General features: G+C 58.6%; 26 protein-coding genes. 15 read left to right on the top strand and 11 right to left on the bottom strand.

The features are described 5' to 3' along the window. Window positions 1-115: 115 nt before the first annotated feature. On the bottom strand, window positions 116-1315 hold the full coding sequence (tyrS, locus tag DYL59_RS10370) for a tyrosine--tRNA ligase (RefSeq protein ID WP_135289102.1): 1200 nt from the start codon (window positions 1313-1315) through the stop codon (window positions 116-118). A gap of 209 nt (window positions 1316-1524) precedes the next feature. Here tyrS and DYL59_RS10365 point away from each other — a divergent pair, with 209 nt between their 5' ends. Then, window positions 1525-2943 (top strand): peptidoglycan DD-metalloendopeptidase family protein, encoded by a 1419-nt coding sequence (locus DYL59_RS10365; protein ID WP_135289101.1) that lies wholly within the window; start codon window positions 1525-1527, stop codon window positions 2941-2943. A 3-nt stretch (window positions 2944-2946) separates the two neighbouring features. Further along, window positions 2947-4038, top strand: a complete 1092-nt coding sequence (locus tag DYL59_RS10360; protein WP_135289100.1) for an anhydro-N-acetylmuramic acid kinase — start codon at window positions 2947-2949, stop codon at window positions 4036-4038. Between the two features lie 65 nt (window positions 4039-4103). On the opposite strand, the gene erpA is transcribed toward DYL59_RS10360, so the two are convergent. Continuing rightward, on the bottom strand, window positions 4104-4454 hold the full coding sequence (gene erpA, locus DYL59_RS10355) for an iron-sulfur cluster insertion protein ErpA (RefSeq protein WP_003176443.1): 351 nt from the start codon (window positions 4452-4454) through the stop codon (window positions 4104-4106). A 165-nt stretch (window positions 4455-4619) separates the two neighbouring features. Then, entirely contained in the window at window positions 4620-5654 is a 1035-nt protein-coding gene (gene argC / locus DYL59_RS10350) for an N-acetyl-gamma-glutamyl-phosphate reductase (RefSeq protein WP_135289099.1), read from the bottom strand. A 135-nt stretch (window positions 5655-5789) separates the two neighbouring features. Between argC and hemJ the strand changes: the two genes are divergently transcribed. From hemJ to coq7, 12 genes are all read left to right on the top strand, one after another. Continuing rightward, window positions 5790-6218 carry a protoporphyrinogen oxidase HemJ gene (gene hemJ, locus DYL59_RS10345; protein WP_135289098.1) on the top strand — a complete coding sequence of 143 codons (429 nt, stop codon included), beginning with the start codon at window positions 5790-5792 and terminating at the stop codon, window positions 6216-6218. 24 nt (window positions 6219-6242) lie between these two features. Next, window positions 6243-7205 carry an NAD(P)H-dependent flavin oxidoreductase gene (locus tag DYL59_RS10340; protein WP_135289097.1) on the top strand — a complete coding sequence of 321 codons (963 nt, stop codon included), beginning with the start codon at window positions 6243-6245 and terminating at the stop codon, window positions 7203-7205. 69 nt (window positions 7206-7274) lie between these two features. Beyond that, window positions 7275-8228 (top strand): DUF805 domain-containing protein, encoded by a 954-nt coding sequence (locus DYL59_RS10335; RefSeq protein WP_135289096.1) that lies wholly within the window; start codon window positions 7275-7277, stop codon window positions 8226-8228. A 63-nt stretch (window positions 8229-8291) separates the two neighbouring features. After that, a complete protein-coding gene (locus tag DYL59_RS10330) occupies window positions 8292-9080 on the top strand; it encodes an SDR family NAD(P)-dependent oxidoreductase (protein ID WP_135289095.1) in 789 nt (262 codons plus the stop codon). A 261-nt stretch (window positions 9081-9341) separates the two neighbouring features. Further along, entirely contained in the window at window positions 9342-10271 is a 930-nt protein-coding gene (locus DYL59_RS10325; protein WP_135289094.1) for a glycosyltransferase family 2 protein, read from the top strand. 105 nt (window positions 10272-10376) lie between these two features. Next, complete coding sequence (locus tag DYL59_RS10320) at window positions 10377-11198, top strand: ABC transporter permease (protein WP_135289093.1); 822 nt, start codon at window positions 10377-10379, stop codon at window positions 11196-11198. Between the two features lie 16 nt (window positions 11199-11214). Further along, complete coding sequence (locus DYL59_RS10315) at window positions 11215-12558, top strand: ABC transporter ATP-binding protein (RefSeq protein ID WP_238340655.1); 1344 nt, start codon at window positions 11215-11217, stop codon at window positions 12556-12558. 20 nt (window positions 12559-12578) lie between these two features. Beyond that, window positions 12579-13418: a TylF/MycF family methyltransferase gene (locus tag DYL59_RS10310; RefSeq protein WP_135289091.1), complete on the top strand. Its 840-nt coding sequence runs from the start codon at window positions 12579-12581 to the stop codon at window positions 13416-13418. A 41-nt stretch (window positions 13419-13459) separates the two neighbouring features. Then, window positions 13460-14320, top strand: coding sequence for a class I SAM-dependent methyltransferase (locus DYL59_RS10305; protein WP_135289090.1), 861 nt, complete (start codon window positions 13460-13462; stop codon window positions 14318-14320). Between the two features lie 81 nt (window positions 14321-14401). After that, window positions 14402-15688 carry a glycosyltransferase WbsX family protein gene (locus DYL59_RS10300; protein WP_135289089.1) on the top strand — a complete coding sequence of 429 codons (1287 nt, stop codon included), beginning with the start codon at window positions 14402-14404 and terminating at the stop codon, window positions 15686-15688. A 38-nt stretch (window positions 15689-15726) separates the two neighbouring features. Next, entirely contained in the window at window positions 15727-16065 is a 339-nt protein-coding gene (locus DYL59_RS10295) for a histidine triad nucleotide-binding protein (RefSeq protein ID WP_135289088.1), read from the top strand. Between the two features lie 117 nt (window positions 16066-16182). Further along, window positions 16183-16830: a 2-polyprenyl-3-methyl-6-methoxy-1,4-benzoquinone monooxygenase gene (coq7, locus tag DYL59_RS10290; RefSeq protein WP_122675558.1), complete on the top strand. Its 648-nt coding sequence runs from the start codon at window positions 16183-16185 to the stop codon at window positions 16828-16830. 55 nt (window positions 16831-16885) lie between these two features. Here the strand turns inward: coq7 and DYL59_RS10285 are convergent, their stop codons facing one another. Beyond that, entirely contained in the window at window positions 16886-17308 is a 423-nt protein-coding gene (locus DYL59_RS10285; protein ID WP_124364628.1) for an OsmC family protein, read from the bottom strand. A gap of 245 nt (window positions 17309-17553) precedes the next feature. Between DYL59_RS10285 and crp the strand changes: the two genes are divergently transcribed. Then, window positions 17554-18198 carry a cAMP-activated global transcriptional regulator CRP gene (gene crp / locus DYL59_RS10280; RefSeq protein ID WP_135289087.1) on the top strand — a complete coding sequence of 215 codons (645 nt, stop codon included), beginning with the start codon at window positions 17554-17556 and terminating at the stop codon, window positions 18196-18198. Here crp and DYL59_RS10275 read toward each other — a convergent pair. The 7 genes from DYL59_RS10275 to rpe form a co-directional block, all read right to left on the bottom strand. Next, the gene (locus DYL59_RS10275; RefSeq protein WP_135289086.1) at window positions 18195-18890 is read right to left on the bottom strand and encodes a lipoyl protein ligase domain-containing protein; all 696 of its coding nucleotides are present in this window, start codon (window positions 18888-18890) and stop codon (window positions 18195-18197) included. The genes crp and DYL59_RS10275 overlap by 4 nt on opposite strands. Window positions 18891-19037: 147 nt before the next feature. Beyond that, window positions 19038-19877 carry an indole-3-glycerol phosphate synthase TrpC gene (trpC, locus tag DYL59_RS10270; RefSeq protein WP_135289085.1) on the bottom strand — a complete coding sequence of 280 codons (840 nt, stop codon included), beginning with the start codon at window positions 19875-19877 and terminating at the stop codon, window positions 19038-19040. Next, window positions 19874-20923 (bottom strand): anthranilate phosphoribosyltransferase, encoded by a 1050-nt coding sequence (trpD, locus tag DYL59_RS10265; protein WP_135289084.1) that lies wholly within the window; start codon window positions 20921-20923, stop codon window positions 19874-19876. Before trpD ends, trpC begins: the two co-directional genes overlap by 4 nt. Window positions 20924-20932: 9 nt before the next feature. Continuing rightward, on the bottom strand, window positions 20933-21526 hold the full coding sequence (locus DYL59_RS10260; protein ID WP_135289083.1) for an aminodeoxychorismate/anthranilate synthase component II: 594 nt from the start codon (window positions 21524-21526) through the stop codon (window positions 20933-20935). 10 nt (window positions 21527-21536) lie between these two features. After that, entirely contained in the window at window positions 21537-23018 is a 1482-nt protein-coding gene (trpE, locus tag DYL59_RS10255; protein WP_135289082.1) for an anthranilate synthase component I, read from the bottom strand. 67 nt (window positions 23019-23085) lie between these two features. Beyond that, entirely contained in the window at window positions 23086-23904 is an 819-nt protein-coding gene (locus DYL59_RS10250; RefSeq protein WP_135289081.1) for a phosphoglycolate phosphatase, read from the bottom strand. Then, window positions 23901-24575, bottom strand: coding sequence for a ribulose-phosphate 3-epimerase (rpe, locus tag DYL59_RS10245; RefSeq protein WP_135289080.1), 675 nt, complete (start codon window positions 24573-24575; stop codon window positions 23901-23903). The genes DYL59_RS10250 and rpe overlap by 4 nt, the downstream gene beginning before the upstream one ends. Window positions 24576-24686: the final 111 nt, after the last annotated feature.

The raw sequence follows: 24686 nt of genomic DNA, 5'->3' as shown, positions 1-24686 counted from the left end.
TGCTGCCAAAAACTACATAACTCATTGTTTACCAAGGAGTTTTCCGTTTCGACTGCGCCGGAAGTGGGGCGAATTATAGACAGATATAATTCGCCGTCAACACCTAATTTCAGACTTATTCGGTTTTGAGCGTAATACGCGCAAATGCCTTCTTCCCAGCCTGGCAGACATGGGTAGCGCCCAGTGCGTATATAAAGGTGCGATCTACTACCTCACCATCAATACGCACTCCACCCGAACCCAGCAGATCACGAGCGACGGCCGAGTTCTTTACCAAGCCCGCCTTATTAAGGACGGCAGCGATCGGCATAGCCTCAGAAGCGGTCAACTCGATTTCCGGCAAATCGTCCGGCAACTCGCCTTCCTTCATGCGATTGCCCGCAGCACGATGAGCAGTGGCCGCGGCCTCTTCACCATGGAAACGCGCGACAATCTCTTCTGCCAGCTTGATCTTCACGTCACGCGGATTCGCACCCGCCTCAACGTCAGCGCGCAAAGCGTTGATCTCATCCATCGAGCGGAAGCTCAGCAGCTCGAAGTAGCGCCACATCAACGCATCAGGAATGGATACCAGCTTGCCGTACATCACGCCCGGCGCCTCCTGGATACCCACGTAGTTACCCAGGGACTTGGACATCTTCTTGACGCCGTCCAACCCCTCAAGCAAAGGCATGGTCAGAATGCACTGAGCTTCCTGCCCATAAGCGCGCTGCAACTCGCGCCCCATCAGCAGGTTGAACTTCTGATCGGTGCCGCCCAACTCGATGTCCGCACGCAATGCTACAGAGTCATAGCCCTGCACCAGCGGATAGAGGAACTCGTGAATGGCGATAGGCTGATTGGTCGAGTAGCGCTTATCGAAGTCATCGCGCTCAAGCATGCGCGCCACCGTGTACTGGGAGGTCAGGCGAATGAAGTCGGCCGGCCCCATCTGATCCATCCAGGTGGAGTTGAATGCCACCTCGGTCTTGGCCGGATCAAGAATCTTGAACACCTGAGTCTTGTAGGTCTCGGCGTTATCGAGCACCTGCTCACGGGTCAACGGCGGACGCGTTGCACTCTTGCCACTTGGATCACCGATCATCCCGGTGAAGTCACCTATAAGGAAGATGACCTGATGCCCCAGCTCCTGGAACTGACGCAGCTTATTAATAAGCACGGTATGCCCCAAGTGCAGATCCGGCGCCGTCGGATCAAAGCCGGCTTTAATACGCAGGGGCTGGCCACGCTTGAGCTTCTCGATCAGCTCAGCCTCGACCAACAGTTCTTCCGCACCACGTTTTATCAGCGCTAGCTGCTCTTCAACCGACTTCATAACAGACCCGCAAGGCTCAGATTCAAAAGGGAACCAACCATACAAGATCAGGGACTAATTACAAGTTTTGCCCTGCGCACGGACACCGTTCAGCAAGCCCAGCGTTCGCGAGCTTGCGCCACAGATGATTTGGTTATATTTTATACAGTTATTTCATCTTCATCATGTCATTCATCTTTTCCATTTCATCTTCAAAGTCAAAATTACTTATGACCACAGAACCGTCTAAAGCGCCGCCGCTTTACCCGAAGACCCACCTGCTCGCTGCAAGTGGGATCGCCGCCCTTCTCAGCCTGGCACTCCTGGTATTCCCTTCCAGTGACGTAGAAGCCAAACGAACATCCCTGAGCCTTGACCTGGAAAGTCCAGTTGAACAACTGACACAAGATCAAGACGCTTCCGACGCGCAACAAGCCACAAATGCGCCAGCCGAATCGCCATTCGCCCAGATAGAAAGCAGCCCCGAAGACACCCAGCAAGCAGCCCAGGAACAATCGGCGCCCGCTGCGGCCACGGCAAAAAACCCTCTGCACCGCGAAGTGGTCGTGGCCAAAGGCGATACGCTGTCGACCTTGTTCGAAAAGGTCGGCCTGCCAGCCGCCACCGTTAACGAAGTGCTGGCCAGCGACAAGCAAGCCAGGCAGTTCACCCAGCTTAAACACGGCCAGAAACTTGAGTTTGAGTTCACCCCCGACGGCCAGTTGAACAACCTGCACAGCAACACCAGCGATCTTGAGAGCATCACCCTGACCAAGGGCGCCAAAGGCTTTGCCTTCAACCGCATCACCACCAAACCTGTGATGCGCTCGGCCTACGCACACGGCGTGATCAACAGCTCTCTGTCCCAATCCGCAGCCCGCGCAGGCTTGTCCCACAGCATGACCATGGACATGGCCAGCGTGTTCGGCTACGACATCGACTTCGCCCAGGACATCCGCCAGGGCGACGAATTCGATGTGATCTACGAGCAGAAAGTCGCCAACGGCAAAGTAGTGGGTACCGGCAGCATTCTCTCTGCACGCTTCACCAACCGCGGCAAAACCTACACCGCCGTGCGCTACACCAACAAGCAAGGCAATAGCAGCTACTACACCGCCGACGGCAATAGCATGCGCAAGGCCTTTATTCGTACCCCCGTGGACTTCGCTCGTATTAGCTCGCGTTTCTCCATGGGTCGCAAGCATCCAATTCTGAACAAAATTCGCGCCCACAAAGGCGTCGACTATGCCGCGCCACGAGGCACGCCGATCAAGGCGGCCGGTGACGGCAAAGTACTGCTGGCCGGGCGTCGCGGCGGTTACGGCAACACGGTGATCATCCAGCATGGCAACACCTACCGTACGCTGTATGGCCACATGCAAGGCTTCGCCAAAGGCGTGCAGACGGGCGGTACCGTGAAGCAAGGCCAGGTGATCGGTTACATCGGCACCACCGGCCTGTCCACCGGCCCGCACTTGCACTACGAGTTCCAGGTCAATGGCGTTCACGTCGACCCACTGGGCCAGAAGCTGCCAATGGCCGACCCTATCGCCAAGGCCGAGCGCGCGCGCTTCATGCAGCAGAGCCAGCCGTTAATGGCCCGCATGGACCAGGAGCGCTCCACCCTGCTGGCCTCGGCGAAGCGCTAACGTATGCCGCTCTATATAGGTGTGATGTCCGGGACCAGCCTCGATGGCCTGGACATCGCCCTCATCGAACAAAACCCGGCGATCAACCTGATCGCCACGCACTACATCCCCATGCCGGACACACTGCGCGCAGAACTGCTAGCCCTCTGCGCCAGCGGCCCAGACGAGATCGCCCGCTCCGCTCTAGCCCAGCACAATTGGGTAAACCTTGCGGCGCAAGGCATTCGCACCTTACTCGCGCAACAAAACTTGAAGCCCCAGGATATTCGCGCCATTGGCAGCCATGGCCAAACTGTCCGCCATGAACCTGCCCGAGGCTTTACCGTCCAGATCGGCAACCCCGCACTGTTGACCGAGCTGACGGGCATCACAGTGGTCAGCGACTTCCGCAGTCGCGACGTCGCTGCCGGCGGCCAAGGCGCACCACTGGTTCCCGCCTTTCACGAAGCGCTGTTTGGCGAAAGCTCCGGCAACCGTGCCGTATTGAATGTGGGAGGCTTCAGCAACCTCAGCCTGATCGAGACGGGCAAGCCTGTAGCAGGTTTCGACTGCGGCCCCGGGAATGTGCTGCTCGATGCCTGGATACACCAGCAACGCAACGAACACTTTGATCGGGATGGCCAATGGGCTGCCAGCGGCAAAGTCGAGCCACAGTTGCTCAACGCCTTGCTCAGCGACCCTTTCTTTGTGACAACGGGCCCCAAGAGCACCGGACGTGAAGTCTTTAACCTGAGCTGGCTGCAACAGCATCTTGGGTGCTTGCCCGCATTCCAAGCACAGGACGTCCAGGCCACGCTGCTTGAGCTGACTGCCCTGACCATCGTCGAGTCCCTGCAGACCGCACAACCCAACACCGAAACCCTGCTGGTGTGTGGGGGTGGTGCGCACAACGCCACACTGATGAAACGCCTCGCCGTACTCATGCCGGCGACCCACGTGAGCAGCACCGCCACCCACGGCGTAGACCCCGACTGGGTCGAAGCCATGGCCTTCGCCTGGCTCGCCCATTGCTGCCTCGAAGGCATCGCTGCCAACCGTCCCAGCGTTACCGGCGCGCGCGGGCTTAGGGTATTGGGCGCGATCTACCCGGCTTAAACCCCAGACAGCAAAACGCCGCTTGGCCTATCAGAGCCAAGCGGCGTTTTTGTATTCGCTGCCGATCAGATCGAGAACGAAGACCCGCAACCACAGGTGGTGGTGGCATTCGGGTTCTTGATCACGAAGCGCGAACCTTCCAGACCTTCCTGGTAATCCACCTCGGCGCCTGCAAGGTACTGGAAGCTCATCGGGTCCACGACCAGGCTCACGCCTTCGCGCTCAACGATGGTGTCATCATCGGCCACATCTTCATCGAAGGTAAAACCGTACTGAAACCCTGAACAACCGCCGCCCGTAACGAACACGCGCAGCTTCAAGCGATCATTACCCTCTTCATCGACCAGGCTCTTCACCTTGTGCGCAGCACCGTGGGTGAATTGCAAAGCCGTGGGGGTGAAGGACTCAACGCTCATGCTGATAATCTCCCGGCGTATCGCCGCCATATGCGTAATGGCGGGCATTATCCGCTTCTCCTAGAAAAGCGGTCAACTATTGTTACGGTATATCAATCTGCGCTGGCGCCATTAAAAACACAAAAGGCCCGATCAACGGGCCTTTTGCTGAACGATCATGCGGCCTTAAGGCAGCATGCCCGCGTGGGACAGGCCCAGCTTCTCGTCCAGACCAAACAGGATGTTCATGTTCTGCACCGCCTGGCCCGACGCGCCCTTGACCAGGTTGTCGATCACCGACAACACCACCACAAGGTCGCCATCCTGAGGACGGTGCACGGCAATTCGGCAAACGTTGGCACCGCGCACACTGCGGGTTTCCGGGTGGCTACCAGCAGGCATTACATCGACGAACGGTTCGTTGGCATAGCGCTTTTCAAACAACGCCTGCAGATCAACCGAGCGATCAACCACGGTGGCGTACAAGGTGGAGTGGATGCCACGGATCATCGGTGTCAGGTGCGGCACGAAGGTCAGGCCCACATCCTTGCCAGCGGCGCGACGCAGCCCCTGGCGGATTTCCGGTAAGTGACGATGCCCTTTAACCGCATACGCCTTCATGCTTTCCGACGTCTCGGAGTACAACGACCCTACCGCCGCGCCACGACCTGCACCACTGACGCCCGACTTGCAGTCTGCGATCAATCGCGAAGCATCCGCCAGCCCGGTTTCAAGCAACGGCAGGAAACCCAACTGGGTCGCCGTCGGGTAGCAACCCGGTACCGCAATCAAACGCGCTTGCTTGATCTGCTCGCGATTGACCTCTGGCAGGCCGTAGACCGCCTCCTCCAACAGCTCTGGCGCGCCGTGCGGCTGGCCGTACCATTTGGCCCACTCATCGGCATCCTGCAAGCGAAAGTCCGCCGACAAGTCGATGACCCTGGTTCCCGCAGCCAGCAACTCACCGGCCAGCGCATGGGCGACACCATGAGGAGTAGCGAAGAACACCACATCACAGGCGCCCAGGGTCTTGATGTCCGGCACGCTGAACGCCAGGCCGTCATAGTGGCCTCGCAGGTTCGGGTACATATCGGCCACGGCCAACCCGGCCTCGGATCGGGAGGTGATGACCACCACCTCAGCTTGCGGATGCTGAGCCAACAGACGCAGCAATTCGACACCGGTGTAACCCGTGCCGCCGACGATACCGACCTTGACCATAAACCTGCCCTCAACGAACCCACTGGAAAGCCGTCGATAATAGGGGCCGTATCGTCCTGCGACAACCGTCAACGTGACGTACGGGCGCATGAGCCACTACTATCTCGGCTACCGTGAACCTGGGAATAACTAAAAATGCTTTATCTATGGGTCAAAGCCTTCCACATCATCAGCATCGTCTGCTGGTTTGCCGGGCTGTTCTACCTGCCGCGCCTGTTCGTCTACCACGCCCAAAGCGAGGACACCGTCAGCAAGGAACGCTTCAGCCTTATGGAGCGCAAGTTGTACCGCGGCATCATGGGGCCGGCGATGATTGCCGCGCTGATTTTCGGCGGCTGGCTGATCTACCTGAACCCGAGCATCTTTCAATCGGGCGGCTGGATCCACGCCAAGCTCACGCTAGTGGTGCTGCTGATCGGCTATCACCATATGTGCGGCGCGCAGGTAAAACGTTTTGCCCGTGGCGAAAACACCCGCAGCCATGTCTTTTATCGCTGGTTCAATGAAGTCCCGGTTCTGCTATTGCTGGCTATCGTAATTTTGGTCGTGGTCAAACCGTTCTAACTTCAATCACACGGGGTACCTCCAATGTCGCTGCCCGCTTTGCTTGAACAACGTCTGCGCTTGCCTGTAGTGGCGGCGCCGATGTTCCTGATTTCCAACCCGCAACTGGTCCTGGCCTGCTGTCGCAATGGCGTAGTCGGGAGTTTCCCGGCGCTCAACCAGCGCGAGAGCAGCGGCTTCAAGGCCTGGCTGGAAGAAATCGAAGCAGGGCTGGCGCAATTGGATAACCCCGCGCCTTACGCCGTGAACCTGATCGTGCATAACAGCAACCCACGGCTTGAGGCCGACCTGGCGATTTGCGTGGAGCACAAGGTGCCCATCGTCATCACCAGCCTGGGGGCGGTGAAGGAGTTGGTCGATGCCGTCCACAGCTACGGCGGCCTGGTCTTCCATGATGTCACCACCCGGCGCCACGCCGAGAAAGCTGCCGAGGCAGGTGTGGATGGCTTGATCGCCGTGGCCGCCGGCGCGGGCGGGCACGCCGGTACATGGAGCCCCTTCGCCCTGATCGCCGAGATTCGCCAGTTTTTCGATAAAACCCTGCTACTGGCCGGCTGCCTCAACCATGGGCACGAGATCCTCGCCGCCCAACTGCTGGGGGCAGACCTGGCCTACTTCGGCACGCGCTTTATCGGCACCACCGAAAGCCACGCGCCGGATGCCTATAAAGAGATGCTGCTCACATCGCGCGCCGCCGACATCGTGCACACTCCGGCTGTGTCCGGTGTGCCCGCCAGCTTTATGCGCCAGAGCCTGGAAAACGCCGGTTTCGACCTCGCCGCCTTGCAAGGCAAGGGCGAAGTCAACTTCGGTTCCAAGCTCAAACCGCTGAGCGACGAGGCAAAAGCCTGGAAAACCGTGTGGTCCGCGGGCCAGGGCGTCGGCGAGATCACTGATCTGCTCAGTGTCGATGAACTCGTTGCCCGCCTGGATGCCGAATACCGCACGGCACGCGAGCAGGCAGCACAATTGCGCTGGCCCCGCTGACCCAACCGCACGGCCTGCCGATTGAGCAGGCCTGCACCACCTTCCTGATTAAGTGACAAGGATGCCCGCATGACCGATAGCCGTTTCAAGATTGTGTTCGATGGAGCCTTGCTCCCGGGGGTCGAAAGTACCACTGCCAAATTGAACCTCGCCGAGTTGTTCAAAAGTGACGTCGAAGCGATCGAGAAGCTCTTTACCGGCCGCCCGGTCGCACTCAAGCGCGACCTGTCCCGCCCAGATGCCGAAACCTACCTGTCCGCGTTGAAAAACGCCGGCGTAGATGCGCGTATCGAAGCCGAACAGCCCGTGGCGTTCAGCCTTGCCGAAACCCATGAGACGGACTCCAGCGCCCACCAACCGGCAACCTCCCCTTATGCACCTCCTCGCTCGGTTGTTGGCGATGACCTGCCGGAGTACGCCTCGCTCAACGTCTTCACCATCAACGGTCGTATTGGCCGTCTGCGCTACCTGGCCTGGACGCTGGTACTGACCGTCGCGATGCTGGTCGCGGGCGGGATCATTGCAACCGCCGGATTTGCCGTCGCAACCGCTTCGCCAACGGCGGGCATGATCCTGGGCTCATTGCTGGGTTTTGCGCTGTGTATCGCGATCGTCGTGGTCAGCGTGCAAATCGGCGTGCAACGCCTGCACGACCTGGGCTGGTCCGGCTGGCTGTACCTGCTGAACCTGGTGCCACTGGTGAACAGCATTTTCCCACTGCTGTTGCTGGTGCTCCCGGGCAACCCAGGCGCCAACCAATACGGCGCCCCACCCCCACGCAACTCCACTGCCGTAAAGGTGCTGGCCTCCCTGTGGCTGGCGTTCATTCCACTGATGCTCATCCTCGTGGTCAGCCTGGGCATGAACGGCTACCTCGACCAACTCGAAGCCAATGTTGATAGCAGCTACGAAAGCAGCTCCATCACCTCCGACGACGACGCCGACCAAGGCGCGACCGTTGATGAAGACGACGCGCAAAGTGCTGACGAGGCAGCCGAACCTGTAGACTCTCCAGAACAGTAAAGAAACGTCCGCCGCCTGTGATGCCACTGTCACAGGACCGGCGGCGTTGCGATGGAGAAAGGCATGACCCGTTACGCTCTGATCACCGGTGCCTCCAGTGGCATCGGCCTGGCAATGGCCGAGGCCCTGGCCCGACGCGGCCGCAGCCTGATTCTGGTGGCCCGCCAGCGTGATCAGTTGGAAAGCATTGCAATCGAATTGACTCAACGGTTCGGCGTCGAGGTGCTTTTTCGTGCCTGCGACCTGGGCGAGCCACTGCGCCTGTCCGGGTTCCTGCTGGAACTTGAAGAAGGCGAGCGCCAGATCGATCTGCTGGTCAACTGCGCCGGTATCGGCACCAGCGGGCCATTCCTGGCCCAGGACTGGATGACCGAACAGGACCTGATCGAAGTCAATATCCTGGCCCTGACTCGCATGTGCCACGCCCTCGGCAATGCCATGGCACTGTATGGCGGCGGGCAGATTCTCAACGTCGCCTCGGTGGCCGCCTTCCAACCCGGTCCATGGATGAGCAGCTACTACGCCAGCAAGGCCTATGTGCTGCACTTCTCCGAAGGCCTGCGTGAAGAGTTGAAGAGCTGCGGCATCAAGGTCTCGGTGCTCTGCCCCGGCCCGACACGTACCGCGTTCTATGGCACTGCGCAAATGGACACGGCCAAACTCGAACGCAGCGACAAACTGATGAGCCCCGAAGAGGTGGCCCTCTACACCGTGCGAGCGCTGGAAAAGAACAAAGCCATCATCATTCCCGGCCGACGCAACCGCTGGATGACCTTCAGCCCACGGTTAAGCCCACGCTGGCTGACCCGAAAAATCGCCGGCATGATCAACAAGGCGTATTGCCTGCGCTGATGCCCGCAAATTGCTGGCAAAGTGCCGATAACCCATCGTATTAAAAAGCCTGATCAAACCCGAATCACTCGGCACTCGAAACTCAATCAACGCCAAATACTGGAAACGCTCGATACCTCTGCTACGTTTTAACCACACGGGGGTTCGTTACAGCTCGGGTACCTTCAGCACATCTCGCCGTATGCTCTCTGAGACACTCCACTGAATGGATGAAATTGGCTGGCTCAAACCCATGCTTTCCATTCAGAGGAGGTATTTTCTATGCCCGCCTTACCTACCGTCGCCATACTCATGTGCACTTACAACGGGGGTTCCTTTCTGTGCGAACAACTGGAGTCTTTTACCCGGCAAACTTACCCGCACTGGAAACTACTGGTGTCGGACGATGGTTCCAAAGATAAGACCCTGGATATATTGCAACACTTCCACACGCGCTGGGGGCAGGAGCGGGTCCGCATATTATCGGGGCCGCAGCAGGGCTACGTTAAAAACTTTCTATCTTTAACCTCCCGTACCGACATTGAAGCCGACTACTTTGCCTGGTCAGATCAAGATGACATCTGGGGTGAAGAAAAACTGCAAGCCGCAATGGCGTGGCTTATCACCATCCCTCTCAAAAAGCCGGCACTGTATTGCGGCCGAACCCAACTTATCTCCGAATGCGGCGAGCCCATTGGTTACTCGCCGCACTTCTCGCGCTCGCCACACTTCAACAATGCATTGGTACAGAACATCGGTGGCGGCAATACCATGGTTTTCAACCTGGCTGCCCGCCAGCTGCTGCAGATGACCAATACCGCGCAGACGATCCCCTCACATGACTGGTGGGCTTATATCCTGGTGACGGGCGTAGGCGGCGCCGTCCATTACGACTCGACCCCCTATCTGCTCTATCGTCAGCACGGTGGCAACCTGGTTGGTAGCAACTCCAGTTGGCGGGCGCGCCTGTACCGTATTCGCATGCTGTTTCACGGACGTTTCAAAGAGTGGAACACGCAAAACATCCACGCACTGCAAGGCATTCGGGAACACCTCAACAAAGACAACCAAGCCACCCTGGCTTTGTTCACACGCTTTCGCAGGCAAATACTGCCCCTGAGGGTCATCAACTTTTTCCGTTCACACCTGTATCGCCAAACCTTGCTTGGCAATCTGGGGCTGATTGTCGCCACGCTGTTCAAGAAGTTGTAGCCCGATGAGCACTCTGCCGGCCTATACACACAATGCGCCCCTGGCGGAACACCGTAGGCAAAGTGCATCTGCCACGCTTTATGCAATTAACGAGGTACCCGTCTGATGCAAACATTTTCCGTTGCACCCAAGGAAATGTTCAGCAGCTTCTGGCGCAACCGAAGCCTTATAAAGGCGCTTGTACAAAGAGAAGTTGTGGGCCGTTACCGTGGTTCGATATTCGGCCTGGCGTGGTCGTTGTTCAATCCCATCTTGATGTTGGTGATTTATACGTTTGTATTCTCCGTGGCACTCAACGCACGCTGGGGAACACCCGCACACGACACCGGCACCGGTTTTGCCATCGTCCTGTTCGTGGGGCTTATCGTGCATGGGCTGTTTGCCGAATGTATAAATCGCGCTCCCGGCCTGATCGTCTCCAACGCGAACTATGTGAAAAAAGTTGTTTTCCCGCTCGAAATACTTCCCTGGGTGGCGTTTGGCTCAGCCTTGTTTCATACGTTCGTCAGTTCAAGCGTGCTGTTGATCGCGGCCTTGATCATTAACCATCACATTCCTTTCACCGCCGTCTATTTCCCGCTTGTCCTGACGCCACTCATCCTTGGCACCCTGGGCCTTGCCTGGGTATTGGCGGCGGCAGGTGTTTATCTACGGGACGTCGGCCAGATAACCAGCCTGTTCACAACCGCCATGCTGTTCGTGTCTGCAGTGTTTTTCCCGATTACCGCCCTACCGGAAAACTATCGGATTTGGGTCGCGTTAAACCCCCTTGCGGCCATTATTCAGGAGTCGCGAAACGTCCTGATCATCGGGCAAGCGCCAAACTTCTACATCATCGGCCTGTTGTTCTGCCTGGGCTCGGCAATGGCCTGGGCGGGGTTCGCTTGCTTTCAATGCGCACGCAAGGGGTTTGCCGATGTGCTCTGAAGCCAGTATCAAAGTCATGAACCTCGGTAAACGCTTCGAGATCTATGCGCAACCCCAGGACCGGTTGAAGCAAATGATCTACCCAAGGCTGCAACGCGCGCTCGGGTTACACCAGAAACGTTACTACAGCGACTTCTGGGCCTTGGTAGACATCAACCTGGAAGTCGAAAAAGGCGAAACCATCGGCATTATCGGCTTGAACGGATCAGGAAAATCCACACTCCTGAAGCTGATTTGCGGAACGCTCTCGCCAACCCAGGGTTTGATCGAAACCCACGGAAAGATCGTCGCCCTGCTGGAGCTCGGGACCGGCTTCAATCCTGAGTTCACGGGCAGGGAGAACATTTACCTTAACGGCGCCATTCTGGGCCTGAGCAAAGAACAGATTGACGAGAAATATGACGCCATCGTCGCCTTCGCAGACATTGGCGACTTTATGCATCAACCCGTTCAGCGCTACTCCTCGGGGATGTATGTTCGCCTTGCCTTTGCGGTCATCGCCAACGTGGACGCCGACATTCTTGTCATCGACGAAGCACTGGCCGTGGGCGACGCGCTTTTTGCGCAAAAGTGCATGCGCTTCCTTCATCGGTTCAAAAAAACTGGAACGGTTTTCTTCGTCAGCCACGACGCCAGTGCCGTGGTCAATTTGTGCGATCGCGCCGTATGGTTGGAAAAAGGCCGTATACAGGCGATTGGGTCGGCTAAAACGGTATGCGAGCAGTATTTGGCGAGACGTTATCATTCGACACTTGTGGACAAACGCACACCCCAGCCCCTCGCCGATCAGGGCCTGGACCACCTGACTGCCAAACGCGACATGCGAACGGCCTTCATCAATCACTCCAATGTCAGAAATGACATTCAGGTCTTCGAGTTCTCGTCTGCCACCACCACGTTTGGCAATGAGGGGGCTGTCATTTCCCATGCCTGCATCGAGGACTTGCAAGGCCAACCACTCTCCTGGCTGGTGGGGGGTGAAAGGGTCAAGGTCGTAATCGAGGCAACCGTTTGGGTTGCCAGCCAGAACCTGATTGTGGGCTTCAACCTCAAGGACAGGCTTGGGCAGGTGTTGATAGGCCAGAACACGTATATCGATACATGCCTGGCGCCCGTGGAAGCAGCCCCCGGAAACCGCGTAAGAGCCATTTTCACCTTTCGTTTCCCACTCTTGAAAGTCGGGGTGTATACCGTCGACGTCGCCATCGCCGATGGAACGCCTGACGACGCGACCCAGTTGCAGTGGGTCAACGACGCGTTCGTTATCGAGTCCAGAAGCTCCAGCATCATGAGCGGGCTGATTGGCATACCGTTCGATGACATCGAGCTGATCAATACAAGCAAGCTGTCGAAACCATGACCCCTCAAGGTAGCGATCCTATGAATGAGCAGCGGCCCGGCCTATTCAGTGCACTGTTACAGACCTCGCAGAATCTGTTTCGAAGAAACAGCGAGCTGGTCTATCTCGCCGCTGAGCGTAACCGGCTGATCAATCGCTACCTCACCTCGGTTCAGGACTGCCTGAGCGGGTCGATCTACGAAGACCCGCCGCTCAACGTGCTGGGCCATGATCAATTTGATGCGCACTTGCGGGAGTACGGCTGGGACTGGCCTTCGGTCGCGCACACGATGATCGGCAAGAAGCGCCTGGCAAATGTGAGGGCGCTGACCGAAAGCGTGCTTGGCAACCACATCCAGGGTGACCTGATAGAAACCGGGGTTTGGCGCGGCGGCGCATGCATCCTCATGCGCGCGGTGCTTGATGCCTATTGCGTGACCGACCGCCGCGTCTGGGTGGCCGACTCGTTCGAAGGCCTGCCGCCGCCCGACCATGAAAAATACCCGGCAGATACCGGCGATACCTTTCATACGTATGACGAACTCAGCGTGCCCATGGAGCAAGTCATGCGCAACTTCGAGAAGTACGGCTTGCTGGACGAGCAAGTTGTCTTTCTAAAGGGTTGGTTCAAAGACACGCTGACGACGGCGCCCATTGAAAAACTGGCGCTGCTGCGGCTGGACGGCGACATGTATGAATCCACCCTGGATGCCTTATCGGCCTTGTACGACAAGGTATCGTCCGGCGGGTACGTCATTGTCGATGACTACAACGTCGTTCCGGCATGCAAGCAGGCGGTGCATGACTTTCTAGCCGCCCGTGAATTTGCGCCCACCCTGGTGGAGATCGACGGTGTGGGCGTTTATTGGCAGGTCCCGTAAGCCCCTTCAGCAAACAAACAATCAAGTCCAGGGAGTGGCCCATGAGCAATCAACGTCACAACTATGAATATGAGGTGGACAGCCGATCAACAACCGCGCCGGCGCATGTTGTGCGCTTGGTGGGGCAGTGCAAGCGCGTGCTGGAAGTTGGCTGCGGGCCAGGCTCCATTACCAGGATTCTGGCAACCGAAGGCCAGTGCAGTGTGACGGGTCTTGAGCTGGACACCGAGGCGATAAAAAAGGCCTCGCCATTCTGCGAACACATCTATCAGGCGGACCTGAATGCCGAACACTGGCCATTACTCCTAGAGGGCTCAGCACCGTTTGATGTGCTGGTCGCCGCCGACGTACTTGAACATTTATATGACCCCTGGACAGCCCTCAAGCGCATGGTCCCGTTGATCAAGGATGACGGTTACCTGGTGATCTCCCTGCCCCACGCCGGTCATGCAGCAGTGCTGGCCTGTTTACTCAATGGCAACTTTGAATACCGTGATTGGGGGTTGCTGGACCGGACGCACATCCGTTTCTTTGGGTTGAAGAACATGGAGGATCTATTCAGCCAGGCTGATCTGAAAGTTATCGAGGTCGCCTATGTGCGCAAACAACCGGAAGAAACCGAGTTCGCTGGCCAGTGGTCACAGCTGCCAACGCCCACCCAACAGTGTTTACGGCAAAGCCCTCAGGCGACGGTCTATCAAGTTGTCGTCAAAGCGGTTCCAAACCACAGCGCTGGTGAGGCACTGCGGTTGAATGTACGTGCCGATGCGAGCAACAGACTTCGCATTATCCACCCGCTGTTTTTCTCGTCCGTCAGACAACGAGTGGGGCCGTACTTGCCTGCCAGGTTCAAGAAAGTCCTGCGCACTACGCTCAAAAAGTTGGGCCTGAACATAGGGTGACCTGGAATATTCATCGATAGACTTTATTCGCTATTGCGTTGTTGGCGACCCTTTACCTCCTGCTGATGGGACTAAAAGCCAATGACCTCGCCCAAGCTGATTGCCTTTTATTTATCGCAATTTCACCCCACACCTGAGAATGACCGCTGGTGGGGCAAAGGCTTCACCGAATGGACCAACGTCACCAAGGCGACGCCGCAGTTTGAAGGCCACCTTCAACCCCACCTGCCCACCGACTTCGGTTTTTATGACCTGCGCGTCACCGAGACCCGACGAGATCAGATAAAGACCGCAAAGGCCTATGGCATCGACGGCTTTTGCTATCACTACTATTGGTTCTCCGGCCATCGCATCCTGAATATTCCACTGGATGACATGCTCCAAGACCCCGAAAGCGATATGCCATTTTGTTTGTGCTGGGCCAATGAAAACTGGACACGCCGCTGGGATGCCGCCGAACACGAAATTTTGATCGCGCAAAAGTATCTGCCTGACGACGATATCAACTTCATACAGTCGCTCATTCCATTTTTTGAAGATGGCCGGTACATCCGGGTGGATGGAAAACCCTTCCTGATTGTGTACCGCCCCCAGCATCTTCCCGACGCCTGTAAAACCCTCAGCATCTGGCGCCAACATTGTCGCGCGATCGGCCTGGGTGAAATTCACCTGTGCGCCGCGCTAACCCACGGCAACGATAACTATAAAAAGTATGGCTTCGACAGCGGCGTTGAATTCCCGCCCCACAACCTTGGCCTTACAAACATCAACGATCAGATCAATTTCCAGCACGCATTCAAGGGCAATGTTTTCCAGTACGCCAACGTCGCGCAATCCTATCTTGATCGAACTTACAACACCCAGCCCCCCTATATCTTCAAGACCGTTTTCCCATCGTGGGACAACACCGCTCGAACCAACGAGCGTGCACTGGTCATACTCAACGGCGTACCGGACAACTACGAGTTCTGGTTATCGTCCGCTATCGACAGGGCGCAGGAGCACGCAACACCCCTGGTGTTTATCAATGCCTGGAATGAGTGGGCAGAAGGCTGCCATCTTGAACCGGACCGGGTTTTCGGGAACGGTTTCCTGCAGGCCACGCTAAATGCAAAGCAAGGGCAGCGGCGGTTTTCCCACTTCCCTGCCACCGGGGTTCCAAGCACCGCCACTCGAACCTTTCGCAATGAAGCCGCAGCGCTCGTCAAGTACCATGGCTGTGCATTGTTTTCCGGCCTCAAGGAAGCAATAAAGCGGCGGCGGCGACTGCACAAGTTCTTGTTCCCACTCGTCACCTTCCTGCGTGACATCCTTGGGCGACGCTCAAAGTTGCGTGAGCGCACGGCTTGGCTCACCGCAAACGCCTGAGTACACTCCCTGTGCACTTTCATAACGGAGAAACAGCTGTGGATACTCTGTTCACCAAGATCATCAACAGAGAAATACCCGCGGATATCATCTACGAAGATGACCAGATCCTGGCCTTTAAGGACATATACCCGGCGGCCCCTGTGCATTTCCTGGTCATTCCGAAAAAGCACATCCCCACCCTCAATGACTTGACCGAAGAAGACAAAGCCCTGGCCGGTCATATCTTGTTCACCGCCCAGCGTTTGGCGCTGGAGCAAGGCTGCGAGGAAGGTTTCCGCCTGGTAATGAACTGCAATCCAAAAGGCGGGCAGACCGTTTATCACATTCATATGCACGTACTGGGTCAGCGCCAGATGAACTGGCCGCCGGGCTGATCAGCCTTTGGGTAAAGGTCGCGGCCCCAGGCTGCGACCCCATGCCCCTGACGCAGCGCAAACGCTTGCCCTTCTCTTGCGGTAAACTGGCCGCCGAGATTCTTCCCGGAGGTCAGCATGACTACCCAACGTCACTACTCGCCGATTGACCGTCTGTTACTGCAAGCCGATATGGCCATGCGTACGCTGCTGCCCTTCAGCGGCCAACCGTACCGCCCCTCGCCTGCCATCGTGCAACCCGATGCACAGATGAGCGAAACCGACACGCGCCACGTCGCGGGCCTGATGCGCATCAACCATACCGGCGAGGTCTGTGCCCAGGCGCTGTACCAGGGTCAGGCGCTGACCGCCAAGTTGCCGCAGGTTCGCGCTGCCATGGAGCATGCCGCCGAGGAAGAGATCGACCACCTGGCCTGGTGCGAACAACGCATCCGCCAACTGGGCAGCCACCCCAGCGTGCTCAACCCCCTGTTTTATGGCCTGTCGTTCGGCATCGGCGCGGCTGCGGGCCTGATCAGCGACAAAGTCAGCCTGGGTTTTGTCGCCGCGACCGAACACCAAGTGTGCAAACACCTAGATGAACACCTGGAACAACTGCCGGCCGAGGACGAAAAATCCCGGGCGATTCTTGAACAGATGCGCATCGACGAAGAACATCACGCCGAAAGCGCACTGGATGCCGGCGGTTTCCGCTTCCCGGCGCCGGTCAGGCTTGGCATGAGCCTGCTGGCCAAGGTGATGACCAAAAGCACCTACCGGATTTAATCCAAAAAAAGGGCGCTCTCAGAGCGCCCTTTCTTTTTGCCTTGCGCCTAGCCGATCACCCCAGCTCTACGATCTCGTAGTCGTGGGTGATCGCCACACCGGCCGCGCCCAGCATGATCGACGCCGAGCAGTACTTCTCGGCCGACAGTTCGATGGCACGCTTGACCTGAGCTTCTTTGAGCGCCCGGCCCTTCACCACGAAGTGCATGTGGATCTTGGTGAACACCTTGGGATCTTCCGTGGCGCGCTCGGCCTCCAGGAACGCTTCGCAGCTCTCCACGGCCTGGCGGGACTTTTTCAGGATGCTGACCACGTCGAAATTGCTGCAACCGCCTACACCAAGCAGGAGCATTTCCATCGGGCGTACGCCCAGGTTGCGGCCACCGGCTTCCGGCGGACCGTCCATGACCACGACATGGCCACTGCCCGACTCACCGAGGAACATGGCTTCGCCCGCCCATTGGATGCGTGCCTTCATCGCCCAGACTCCACTGCTAAAAAAGGGTCGCCAGCTTAGCACAGGGCCGTATAACGACAGCGTTTGCGACTAAAGCAGTTCAACGAAGGGTTTAACTCACAAATGGGCTAATCGAGTCAGAATGTGTCTGGTAAGCTGACGCCAAATCGATGGCGTATTGCTACCATTTATACAACGTGTATCAATGCCGATACCGACACATATAACAACACCGACCCTCCGCGCTGTCTTTTCGGGATACAACCATGGTTGCCCTTACTCCCATACCCAAGATCAAGAATCTCGACAAGTTGCTGATGCACTGCCAGCGCCGCCGTCACCCGGCCAAGCACAACATCATCTGCGCGGGCGAGCGTTCGGAAACGCTGTACTTCATCATCAAAGGCTCGGTCACCATCCTGATCGAGGATGAAGACGGGCGCGAAATGATCATTGCCTACCTGAACACCGGGGATTTTTTTGGGGAGTTGGGGCTGTTCGAGCAACCGGGCAAGGAGCAAGAGCGCAGCGCCTGGGTACGCGCCAAGGTCGAGTGCGAAGTCGCCGAGATCAGCTACACCAAATTTCGCGAACTGGCCCAGCAGGACCCGGACATTCTCTACGCCCTGAGCGGTCAGATCGCCCAGCGCCTGCGGGACACCACGCGCAAGGTCGGCGACTTGGCCTTTTTTGACGTGACCGGCCGTGTCGCCCGCTGCCTGCTGGGGTTGTGCAAGCAGCCCGACGCCATGACCCACCCCGACGGCATGCAGATCAAGGTCACACGCCAGGAAATCGGGCGCATTGTCGGCTGTTCACGGGAAATGGTCGGCCGCGTGCTCAAGGACCTGGAAGAACGCAACCTGGTCCACGTCAAAGGCAAGACGATGGTGGTATTCGGTACCCGTTAGGCCGGTAGAAAGCCGGCCAACATCTGACGGTACAACGTATCCAGCCGGCTGATTGCATCCGGTGCGGGGAAGGCTTCGTGCAGGGCGATATGGCTGTCGGCACGCACTCGTTGCTCAAGGCCGCAGGCTTCATTGAAGCGATTGACCGCGGCAATCAGCTCTTCGCGCTCGTTTTCCAACAGCAATGCACCGTGCACCAAGCCCACTGGGCGCCCGCCGGCCTGTCGCCAACGCTGGGCGGTACCGACCATTTTGCGGCCGTTGAGGTTGACGTTGTATCGACCGTCGCAGAACGCGCCGTCGATTTCGCCCACAGACGCATCGCCCCCCAACTCGATCAGCAAGTCGCAGATCGGCTGGCACAGGCGCAAGTAACCGGTTTCGATGCGATTTTGATCACCTTCGCTGCGCGGGGGCGCGTAGACCAGGGCGATGTTGACCGTGGCATTCGACTGCGGCACGGGCTCGCCGCCGGTTTCCCTTAGCAACACCGGCCAACCCGCCTGCGCTGAGACCTTGCCGGCCTCGTCGAACGCTGGCAAGCGACTCAACCGGCGTGGCATGACCAAGGCTTGATCGTTGGGTTGCCAGAACAACAGGCCGTAGTCCTGTTCGCCGGCGCAGACAGCGGCCAACAGGGCTTGCTCGGCGGCAAGGCCAGCTTCAACAGTTATCGACACTGGCTGGATCATCGAACACCTACCTATCTGAATACACACAAACCAAATGTGGGAGGGGGCTTGCTCCCGATTGCAGTGGGTCAGTGAACATATCTGTTACTGATACACCGCTATCGGGAGCAAGCCCCCTCCCACATTTTGACCCCATTTCAAATTCAATCAGTCGAGGGTCGAACCGCTGACCGCTGGCCCGCCACGCTCCGGGAAAAACAGGCGCTGCAACTCGGTGCCAGGGTTCTCCGCCCGCATAAACGTCTCGCCCACCAGGAACGAATACACCCCACTGATCTCCATCAGTTCCACATCGGCCCGGTTGACGATACCACTCTCGGTAATCACCAAACGGTCGCGCGGAATACGCGGCAGCAGGTCGAGGGTGTTTTCCAGGCTGACTTCAAAGGTGTGCAGGTTGCGGTTATTGACCCCCACCAGCGGGGTGTCGAGGGTTTTCAGTGCGCGCTCCAGTTCATCGCCGTCGTGCACTTCCACCAGCACGTCCAGGCCGACGCCTTTGGCCACGGCCGCCAGTTCAGCCATCTTCACGTCATCCAGGGCAGAGACGATCAGCAGCACGCAGTCGGCGCCCAGGGCACGGGCTTCGACGATCTGGTACGGGTCAACCATGAAGTCCTTGCGGATCACCGGCAACTTGCAAGCGGCGCGGGCCTGTTGCAGGTACGCGTCGCTGCCCTGGAAGTAGTCGATATCGGTCAGTACGGACAGGCAAGTCGCCCCGCCCTTTTCGTAGCTGACGGCGATCTCTGCCGGCACGAAGTTTTCGCGGATCACACCTTTGCTCGGCGAAGCCTTCTTCACCTCGGCGATTACCGCCGGTTGCTTGAGCTTGGCCTGGGCGATCAAGGCATTGGCGAAGCCGCGTGGTGCATCGGCGCTTTTAGCCAACGCTTCCAACTCAGAGAGGCTGACGCGTGCGCGACGCTCAGCCACTTCTTCGGCCTTGCGGGCCAGGATTTTTTCCAGAACGGTCGGCACACTCATCCTTCATTCTCCATCTTGAATACAGCGGTGAATGCTCCCAGTTCTTCGAGCTTTTCGCGAGCCAGACCGGTGTGCAGCGCGTCGTGGGCCAATTCCACACCTTCCTTCAGACTATAGGCGTGATCAGCTGCGTAAAGTGCCGCGCCAGCATTGAGAACAATCATCTCGGCGGCTTTTTGACCGTTTTCAGTCTTGCGACGCCCCAGGGCATCACGGATCAATTCAAGGGAGGCCGCCGGGCTTTCTACCGCCAGGCCGTGCAGGCTTTGGCTTTTCATGCCCAGGTCTTCGGGCTCGACCCAATATTCGGTGATCTGGTCATTCTTAAGCTCGGCCACAAAGGTCGGCGCTGCCAGGCTGAATTCGTCCAGGCCATCCTTGGAATGCACCACCAGCACATGCTTGCTGCCCAGGCGCTGCAGTACTTCAGCCAATGGCCGGCACAGCGCCTGGCTGAACACGCCCACCACCTGATGTTTCACACCGGCCGGATTCGTAAGCGGGCCGAGCATGTTGAACAGGGTGCGCAGGCCCAGATCTTTACGCGGGCCGGCGGCGTACTTCATGGCGCTGTGGTGGGTTTGGGCAAACATGAAGCCAATGCCTACGTTGTCGATGCAACGCGCCACTTGCACTGGCGTCAGGTTCAGGTAGATCCCGGCCGCTTCCAACAGGTCGGCACTGCCGCTCTTGCCGGACACCGCACGGTTACCGTGCTTGGCCACGGTGCAACCCGCCGCCGCCACTACAAAAGAAGAAGCCGTCGACACGTTGAAGATGTTCGCACCGTCACCGCCGGTGCCAACCACATCCACCACGCCGTCGAGGGTCTTGAGTTCGACCTTGTCCGCCAGCTCACGCATCACCGACACGGCGCCGACGATTTCGTCGATGCTCTCGCTCTTCATGCGCATGGCCATCATGAACGCGCCGATCTGCGCGTCGGTGCATTGACCGGTCATGATCTCGCGCATCACATCGCTCATTTCGGCGGTGCTCAGGTCCAGGTGGCCGACGATACGGCTCAGGGCAGTCTTGATATCCATGGAAAGTCCTTAGCGCGTGCCGCCGCTCTGCTTGAGAAAGTTGGCGAACAGCTCGTAGCCCTGCTCGGTCAGGATCGATTCGGGGTGAAATTGCACCCCTTCGACATTCAGTGTCTTGTGACGCAGGCCCATGATCTCATCGACCGAGCCGTCTTCCAGTTGGGTCCAGGCGGTCAGTTCCAGGCACTCCGGCAGGGTTTCGCGCTTGACCACCAGCGAGTGGTAGCGGGTCACGGTCACCGGCAGGTTAAGGCCATGGAACACGCCCGCATCCTTGTGGAACACCGGGCTGGTCTTGCCGTGCATCACCTGGCGCGCACGCACCACGTCACCACCAAAGGCCTGGCCGATGGACTGGTGGCCCAGGCACACGCCCAGGATCGGCAACTTGCCGGCGAAATACTTGATCGCTTCGAGGGAAATACCTGCCTCGGTCGGCGTGCACGGGCCTGGCGAAACCACGATGCGCTCAGGGTTCAGGGCAGCGATTTCGGCCACGGTCAGTTCGTCGTTGCGCACCACCTTGACCTCGGCACCCAGCTCGCCCAGGTACTGCACAACGTTGTAGGTAAAGGAATCGTAGTTATCAATCATCAGCAACATGGGGCAAACCTCAGGAATTGGGAGTCTGTTCGGCCAGCGCAACAGCGCGGAACATCGCGCGGCGCTTGTTCAGGGTTTCTTCCCATTCGAGGGCCGGTACCGAGTCGGCGACAATCCCGCCACCGGCCTGTACGTGCAGCTCCCCGTCCTTGATCACGGCGGTGCGGATCGCAATGGCCGTGTCCATGTTGCCGTTCCAGGCGAAATACCCCACGGCGCCGCCGTAGACACCGCGCTTGACCGGCTCCAGTTCGTCGATGATTTCCATCGCGCGGATCTTCGGCGCGCCCGACAAGGTGCCCGCCGGCAGGATCGCCCGCAGTGCGTCCATCGCGGTCAGGCCAGCCTTCAGCTCGCCGGTCACGTTGGACACGATGTGCATCACGTTGGAATACCGCTCGATGACCATCTTCTCGGTGAGCTTCACCGAACCGATCTCCGAGACGCGCCCGGTGTCGTTGCGGCCCAGGTCGATAAGCATCAGGTGCTCGGCGATTTCCTTGTCGTCGCTCAGCAGGTCTTTTTCCAGCGCCAGGTCTTCTTCTTCAGTCGCGCCCCGTGGGCGAGTCCCGGCGATCGGACGCACGGTGATCAGGTTGTCTTCGACCCGCACCAGCACTTCCGGCGAGCTGCCCACTACGTGGAAGTCGCCAAAGTTGAAGAAATACATGTACGGCGTTGGGTTGAAGCAACGCAGGGCGCGGTACAGGTCAATCGGCGCGGCCTTGAAATCGATGGACATACGCTGCGACGGCACCACCTGCATGCAGTCACCGGCAAGGATGTACTCCTTGATGGTATCGACGGCACGCTCGTAGTCATCCTGGGTAAAGCTTGAACGAAACACCGGGTCGGCCGCTGGTGGACGGCTGAGGTCCAGGCCGCGACGGGGGGTGATTGGCTGGCGCAGTTTTTCCAGCAGCGCTTGCAGGCTGGCCTGGCCCTGCTCGAACGCGTCGGCCTGGGCCGGGTCGGCCAGCACAATCGCGTGCATCTTGCCGGCCAGGTTGTCGAACACCACGACCGCATCCGAGACCATCAGCAGAATGTCCGGCACACCCAGCGGGTCCGGGTTTGGGCACTTGCCCAGGCGTTTTTCCACATAACGTACGCAGTCGTAACCGAAGTAACCCACCAGGCCGCCGTTGAAGCGCGGCAGGCCAGGAATGGTCGGCACGTTGTAGCGCGCTTTGAAGGTTTCGACAAAGGCCAGCGGGTCTTCTACGTCGTGGCTTTCGATCTCGACGCCATCATGGGTGATGCTCACATGGTGATCGTGAACCCGCAGGACGGTGCGGCACGGCAGGCCGATGATCGAGTAACGGCCCCACTTCTCGCCGCCCTGCACGGACTCCAGCAGGTAGGAGTTGGGCTCGTCGGCCAGCTTGAGGTAGATCGACAGCGGGGTGTCGAAGTCGGCCAGGGTTTCGCAGGCCAGGGGAATACGGTTATAGCCGGCAGCGGCCAAACGCAGGAATTCTTCGCGGATCATGTGTGCCTCGTGGCTTGAGGGTCTAACGGTCAGGTATGCAAACGTGCCGCAGCGCGGCCAGGATCAGTCAGGCGCGCCAACGCCAGCGGGCCAGGGCCTTGATGACTTTCATCCAGAGTTTGCGAGTGACCACCACGATGGGATTTCCAGAAGGGGACGGATCGGTGTCGGGCAACGTTATCTCAGCGCCCGCTCCCAAGCAACCGGGGATTAGCAGTCGCAGGTCATCAATCACCAGCGACGGCGACTCCTCGGCGATGGGCCGGCCATGGTTATAGCCGTAGCTCAAGGCCACGCACTGCACGCCAGCGGCCTTTGCCGCCTGCACGTCACTGCGCGAATCGCCGACGAACAACGACTGCGAGGCCGGGATATTGGCCATTTTCATCACAAAAAACAGCGCCGCCGGGTCAGGCTTCTTTTGCGGCAGGGTATCGCCGCCGATGATCCAACGGAAATACCGGCCGATTTTCATCTGGTCCAACAACGGCGCGACGAAACGCTCCGGCTTGTTGGTGATCAGGGCCATCTCTACGCCCTGTTTGCTCAACCACTTGAGGGTGTCGCGCACGCCAGGGTAGACCACCGTCAGTTCGTGGCCGTCTTCATAGGCGGCGTTGAACAGCTCCAGGGCGTGTTCGGCCTCTACATCATCAACCCCTTCGGCATCGATGTGATTGGCCAGGGCCCGGCGCACCAGCATGTGCACGCCGTTGCCGACCCATTCGCGCACCGAGTCGATCCCCGCAGGCGGGCGCCCCAGTTTGAGCAGCATCTGGTCCACCGCCGCCGCCAGGTCTGGCACCGAGTCGATCAAAGTACCGTCCAGATCGAACATCACCAGCCGTGGCAATTTGCCGGGGAACAGCTGCTCAAAGCCGCTCATGGACGTGCCAGCGCCAGTTCGGCACGCATCTTGGCGATGACGTCCTGGTAGTCCGGAGCATTGAAAATCGCGGAGCCGGCCACAAAGGTGTCGGCGCCAGCAGCGGCGATTTCACGGATGTTGTTGACGTTCACCCCACCGTCGATTTCCAGGCGGATATCCCGGCCCGAGGCGTCGATCAGTGCGCGGGCTTCGCGCAGCTTGTCGAGGGTGCCGGGGATGAACTTCTGCCCGCCAAAGCCTGGGTTCACGCTCATCAGCAGCACCATGTCGACCTTGTCCATCACGTACTTGAGCACGTCCAGCGGGGTCGCCGGGTTGAACACCAGGCCCGCCTTGCAACCGCCTTCGCGGATCAGTTGCAGGGTGCGATCAACGTGCAGCGTGGCTTCCGGGTGGAAGGTGATGTAGGTGGCGCCGGCTTCGATGAAGTCACCGATGATGCGGTCTACCGGGCTGACCATCAGGTGCGCATCGATGGGCGCGGTGATGCCGTACTTGCGCAGTGCCGCGCAGACCATCGGACCGATGGTCAGGTTGGGCACGTAGTGGTTGTCCATGACATCGAAGTGCACGAAGTCGGCACCGGCGGCCAACACCTTGTCCACTTCCTCACCCAGGCGGGCGAAGTCGGCGGAGAGAATCGATGGAGCAATGACGAAGGGCTGCATGACGCACCTTTTTTGAGCTAAATCACGATGGCGCGCATTGTATACCGCATGCTTTGCCGTGCGCACCGTGACCTGGCTCAATGGCTAGGTAGACGCCTTCTCAAACGACAC

This window comes from Pseudomonas kairouanensis, assembly GCF_004682055.1.
Taxonomy (GTDB): Bacteria; Pseudomonadota; Gammaproteobacteria; order Pseudomonadales; family Pseudomonadaceae; genus Aquipseudomonas; species Aquipseudomonas kairouanensis.
Note: the sequence above shows the minus strand (reverse complement) of the source record. Positions and strands in the feature narration are given on the sequence as shown.

Bases quoted from the DNA above. Each gene is read 5' to 3' on its own strand.
- DYL59_RS10285 (WP_124364628.1), bottom strand. From the start codon at position 17,308: ATGAAGGCACGCATCCAATGGGCGGGCGAAGCCATGTTCCTCGGTGAG.
- DYL59_RS10250 (WP_135289081.1), bottom strand. From the start codon at position 23,904: ATGAGCGGCTTTGAGCAGCTGTTCCCCGGCAAATTGCCACGGCTGGTG.
- trpE (WP_135289082.1), bottom strand. From the start codon at position 23,018: ATGATCCGCGAAGAATTCCTGCGTTTGGCCGCTGCCGGCTATAACCGT.
- DYL59_RS10360 (WP_135289100.1), top strand. From the start codon at position 2,947: ATGCCGCTCTATATAGGTGTGATGTCCGGGACCAGCCTCGATGGCCTG.
- DYL59_RS10325 (WP_135289094.1), top strand. From the start codon at position 9,342: ATGCCCGCCTTACCTACCGTCGCCATACTCATGTGCACTTACAACGGG.
- DYL59_RS10305 (WP_135289090.1), top strand. From the start codon at position 13,460: ATGAGCAATCAACGTCACAACTATGAATATGAGGTGGACAGCCGATCA.
- DYL59_RS10300 (WP_135289089.1), top strand. From the start codon at position 14,402: ATGACCTCGCCCAAGCTGATTGCCTTTTATTTATCGCAATTTCACCCC.
- trpD (WP_135289084.1), bottom strand. From the start codon at position 20,923: ATGGATATCAAGACTGCCCTGAGCCGTATCGTCGGCCACCTGGACCTG.
- erpA (WP_003176443.1), bottom strand. From the start codon at position 4,454: ATGAGCGTTGAGTCCTTCACCCCCACGGCTTTGCAATTCACCCACGGT.
- trpC (WP_135289085.1), bottom strand. From the start codon at position 19,877: ATGAGTGTGCCGACCGTTCTGGAAAAAATCCTGGCCCGCAAGGCCGAA.
- DYL59_RS10330 (WP_135289095.1), top strand. From the start codon at position 8,292: ATGACCCGTTACGCTCTGATCACCGGTGCCTCCAGTGGCATCGGCCTG.
- DYL59_RS10340 (WP_135289097.1), top strand. From the start codon at position 6,243: ATGTCGCTGCCCGCTTTGCTTGAACAACGTCTGCGCTTGCCTGTAGTG.
- DYL59_RS10260 (WP_135289083.1), bottom strand. From the start codon at position 21,526: ATGTTGCTGATGATTGATAACTACGATTCCTTTACCTACAACGTTGTG.
- coq7 (WP_122675558.1), top strand. From the start codon at position 16,183: ATGACTACCCAACGTCACTACTCGCCGATTGACCGTCTGTTACTGCAA.
- DYL59_RS10275 (WP_135289086.1), bottom strand. From the start codon at position 18,890: ATGATCCAGCCAGTGTCGATAACTGTTGAAGCTGGCCTTGCCGCCGAG.
- rpe (WP_135289080.1), bottom strand. From the start codon at position 24,575: ATGCAGCCCTTCGTCATTGCTCCATCGATTCTCTCCGCCGACTTCGCC.
- crp (WP_135289087.1), top strand. From the start codon at position 17,554: ATGGTTGCCCTTACTCCCATACCCAAGATCAAGAATCTCGACAAGTTG.
- DYL59_RS10335 (WP_135289096.1), top strand. From the start codon at position 7,275: ATGACCGATAGCCGTTTCAAGATTGTGTTCGATGGAGCCTTGCTCCCG.
- hemJ (WP_135289098.1), top strand. From the start codon at position 5,790: ATGCTTTATCTATGGGTCAAAGCCTTCCACATCATCAGCATCGTCTGC.
- DYL59_RS10320 (WP_135289093.1), top strand. From the start codon at position 10,377: ATGCAAACATTTTCCGTTGCACCCAAGGAAATGTTCAGCAGCTTCTGG.
- DYL59_RS10365 (WP_135289101.1), top strand. From the start codon at position 1,525: ATGACCACAGAACCGTCTAAAGCGCCGCCGCTTTACCCGAAGACCCAC.
- tyrS (WP_135289102.1), bottom strand. From the start codon at position 1,315: ATGAAGTCGGTTGAAGAGCAGCTAGCGCTGATAAAACGTGGTGCGGAA.
- DYL59_RS10310 (WP_135289091.1), top strand. From the start codon at position 12,579: ATGAATGAGCAGCGGCCCGGCCTATTCAGTGCACTGTTACAGACCTCG.
- argC (WP_135289099.1), bottom strand. From the start codon at position 5,654: ATGGTCAAGGTCGGTATCGTCGGCGGCACGGGTTACACCGGTGTCGAA.
- DYL59_RS10315 (WP_238340655.1), top strand. From the start codon at position 11,215: ATGAACCTCGGTAAACGCTTCGAGATCTATGCGCAACCCCAGGACCGG.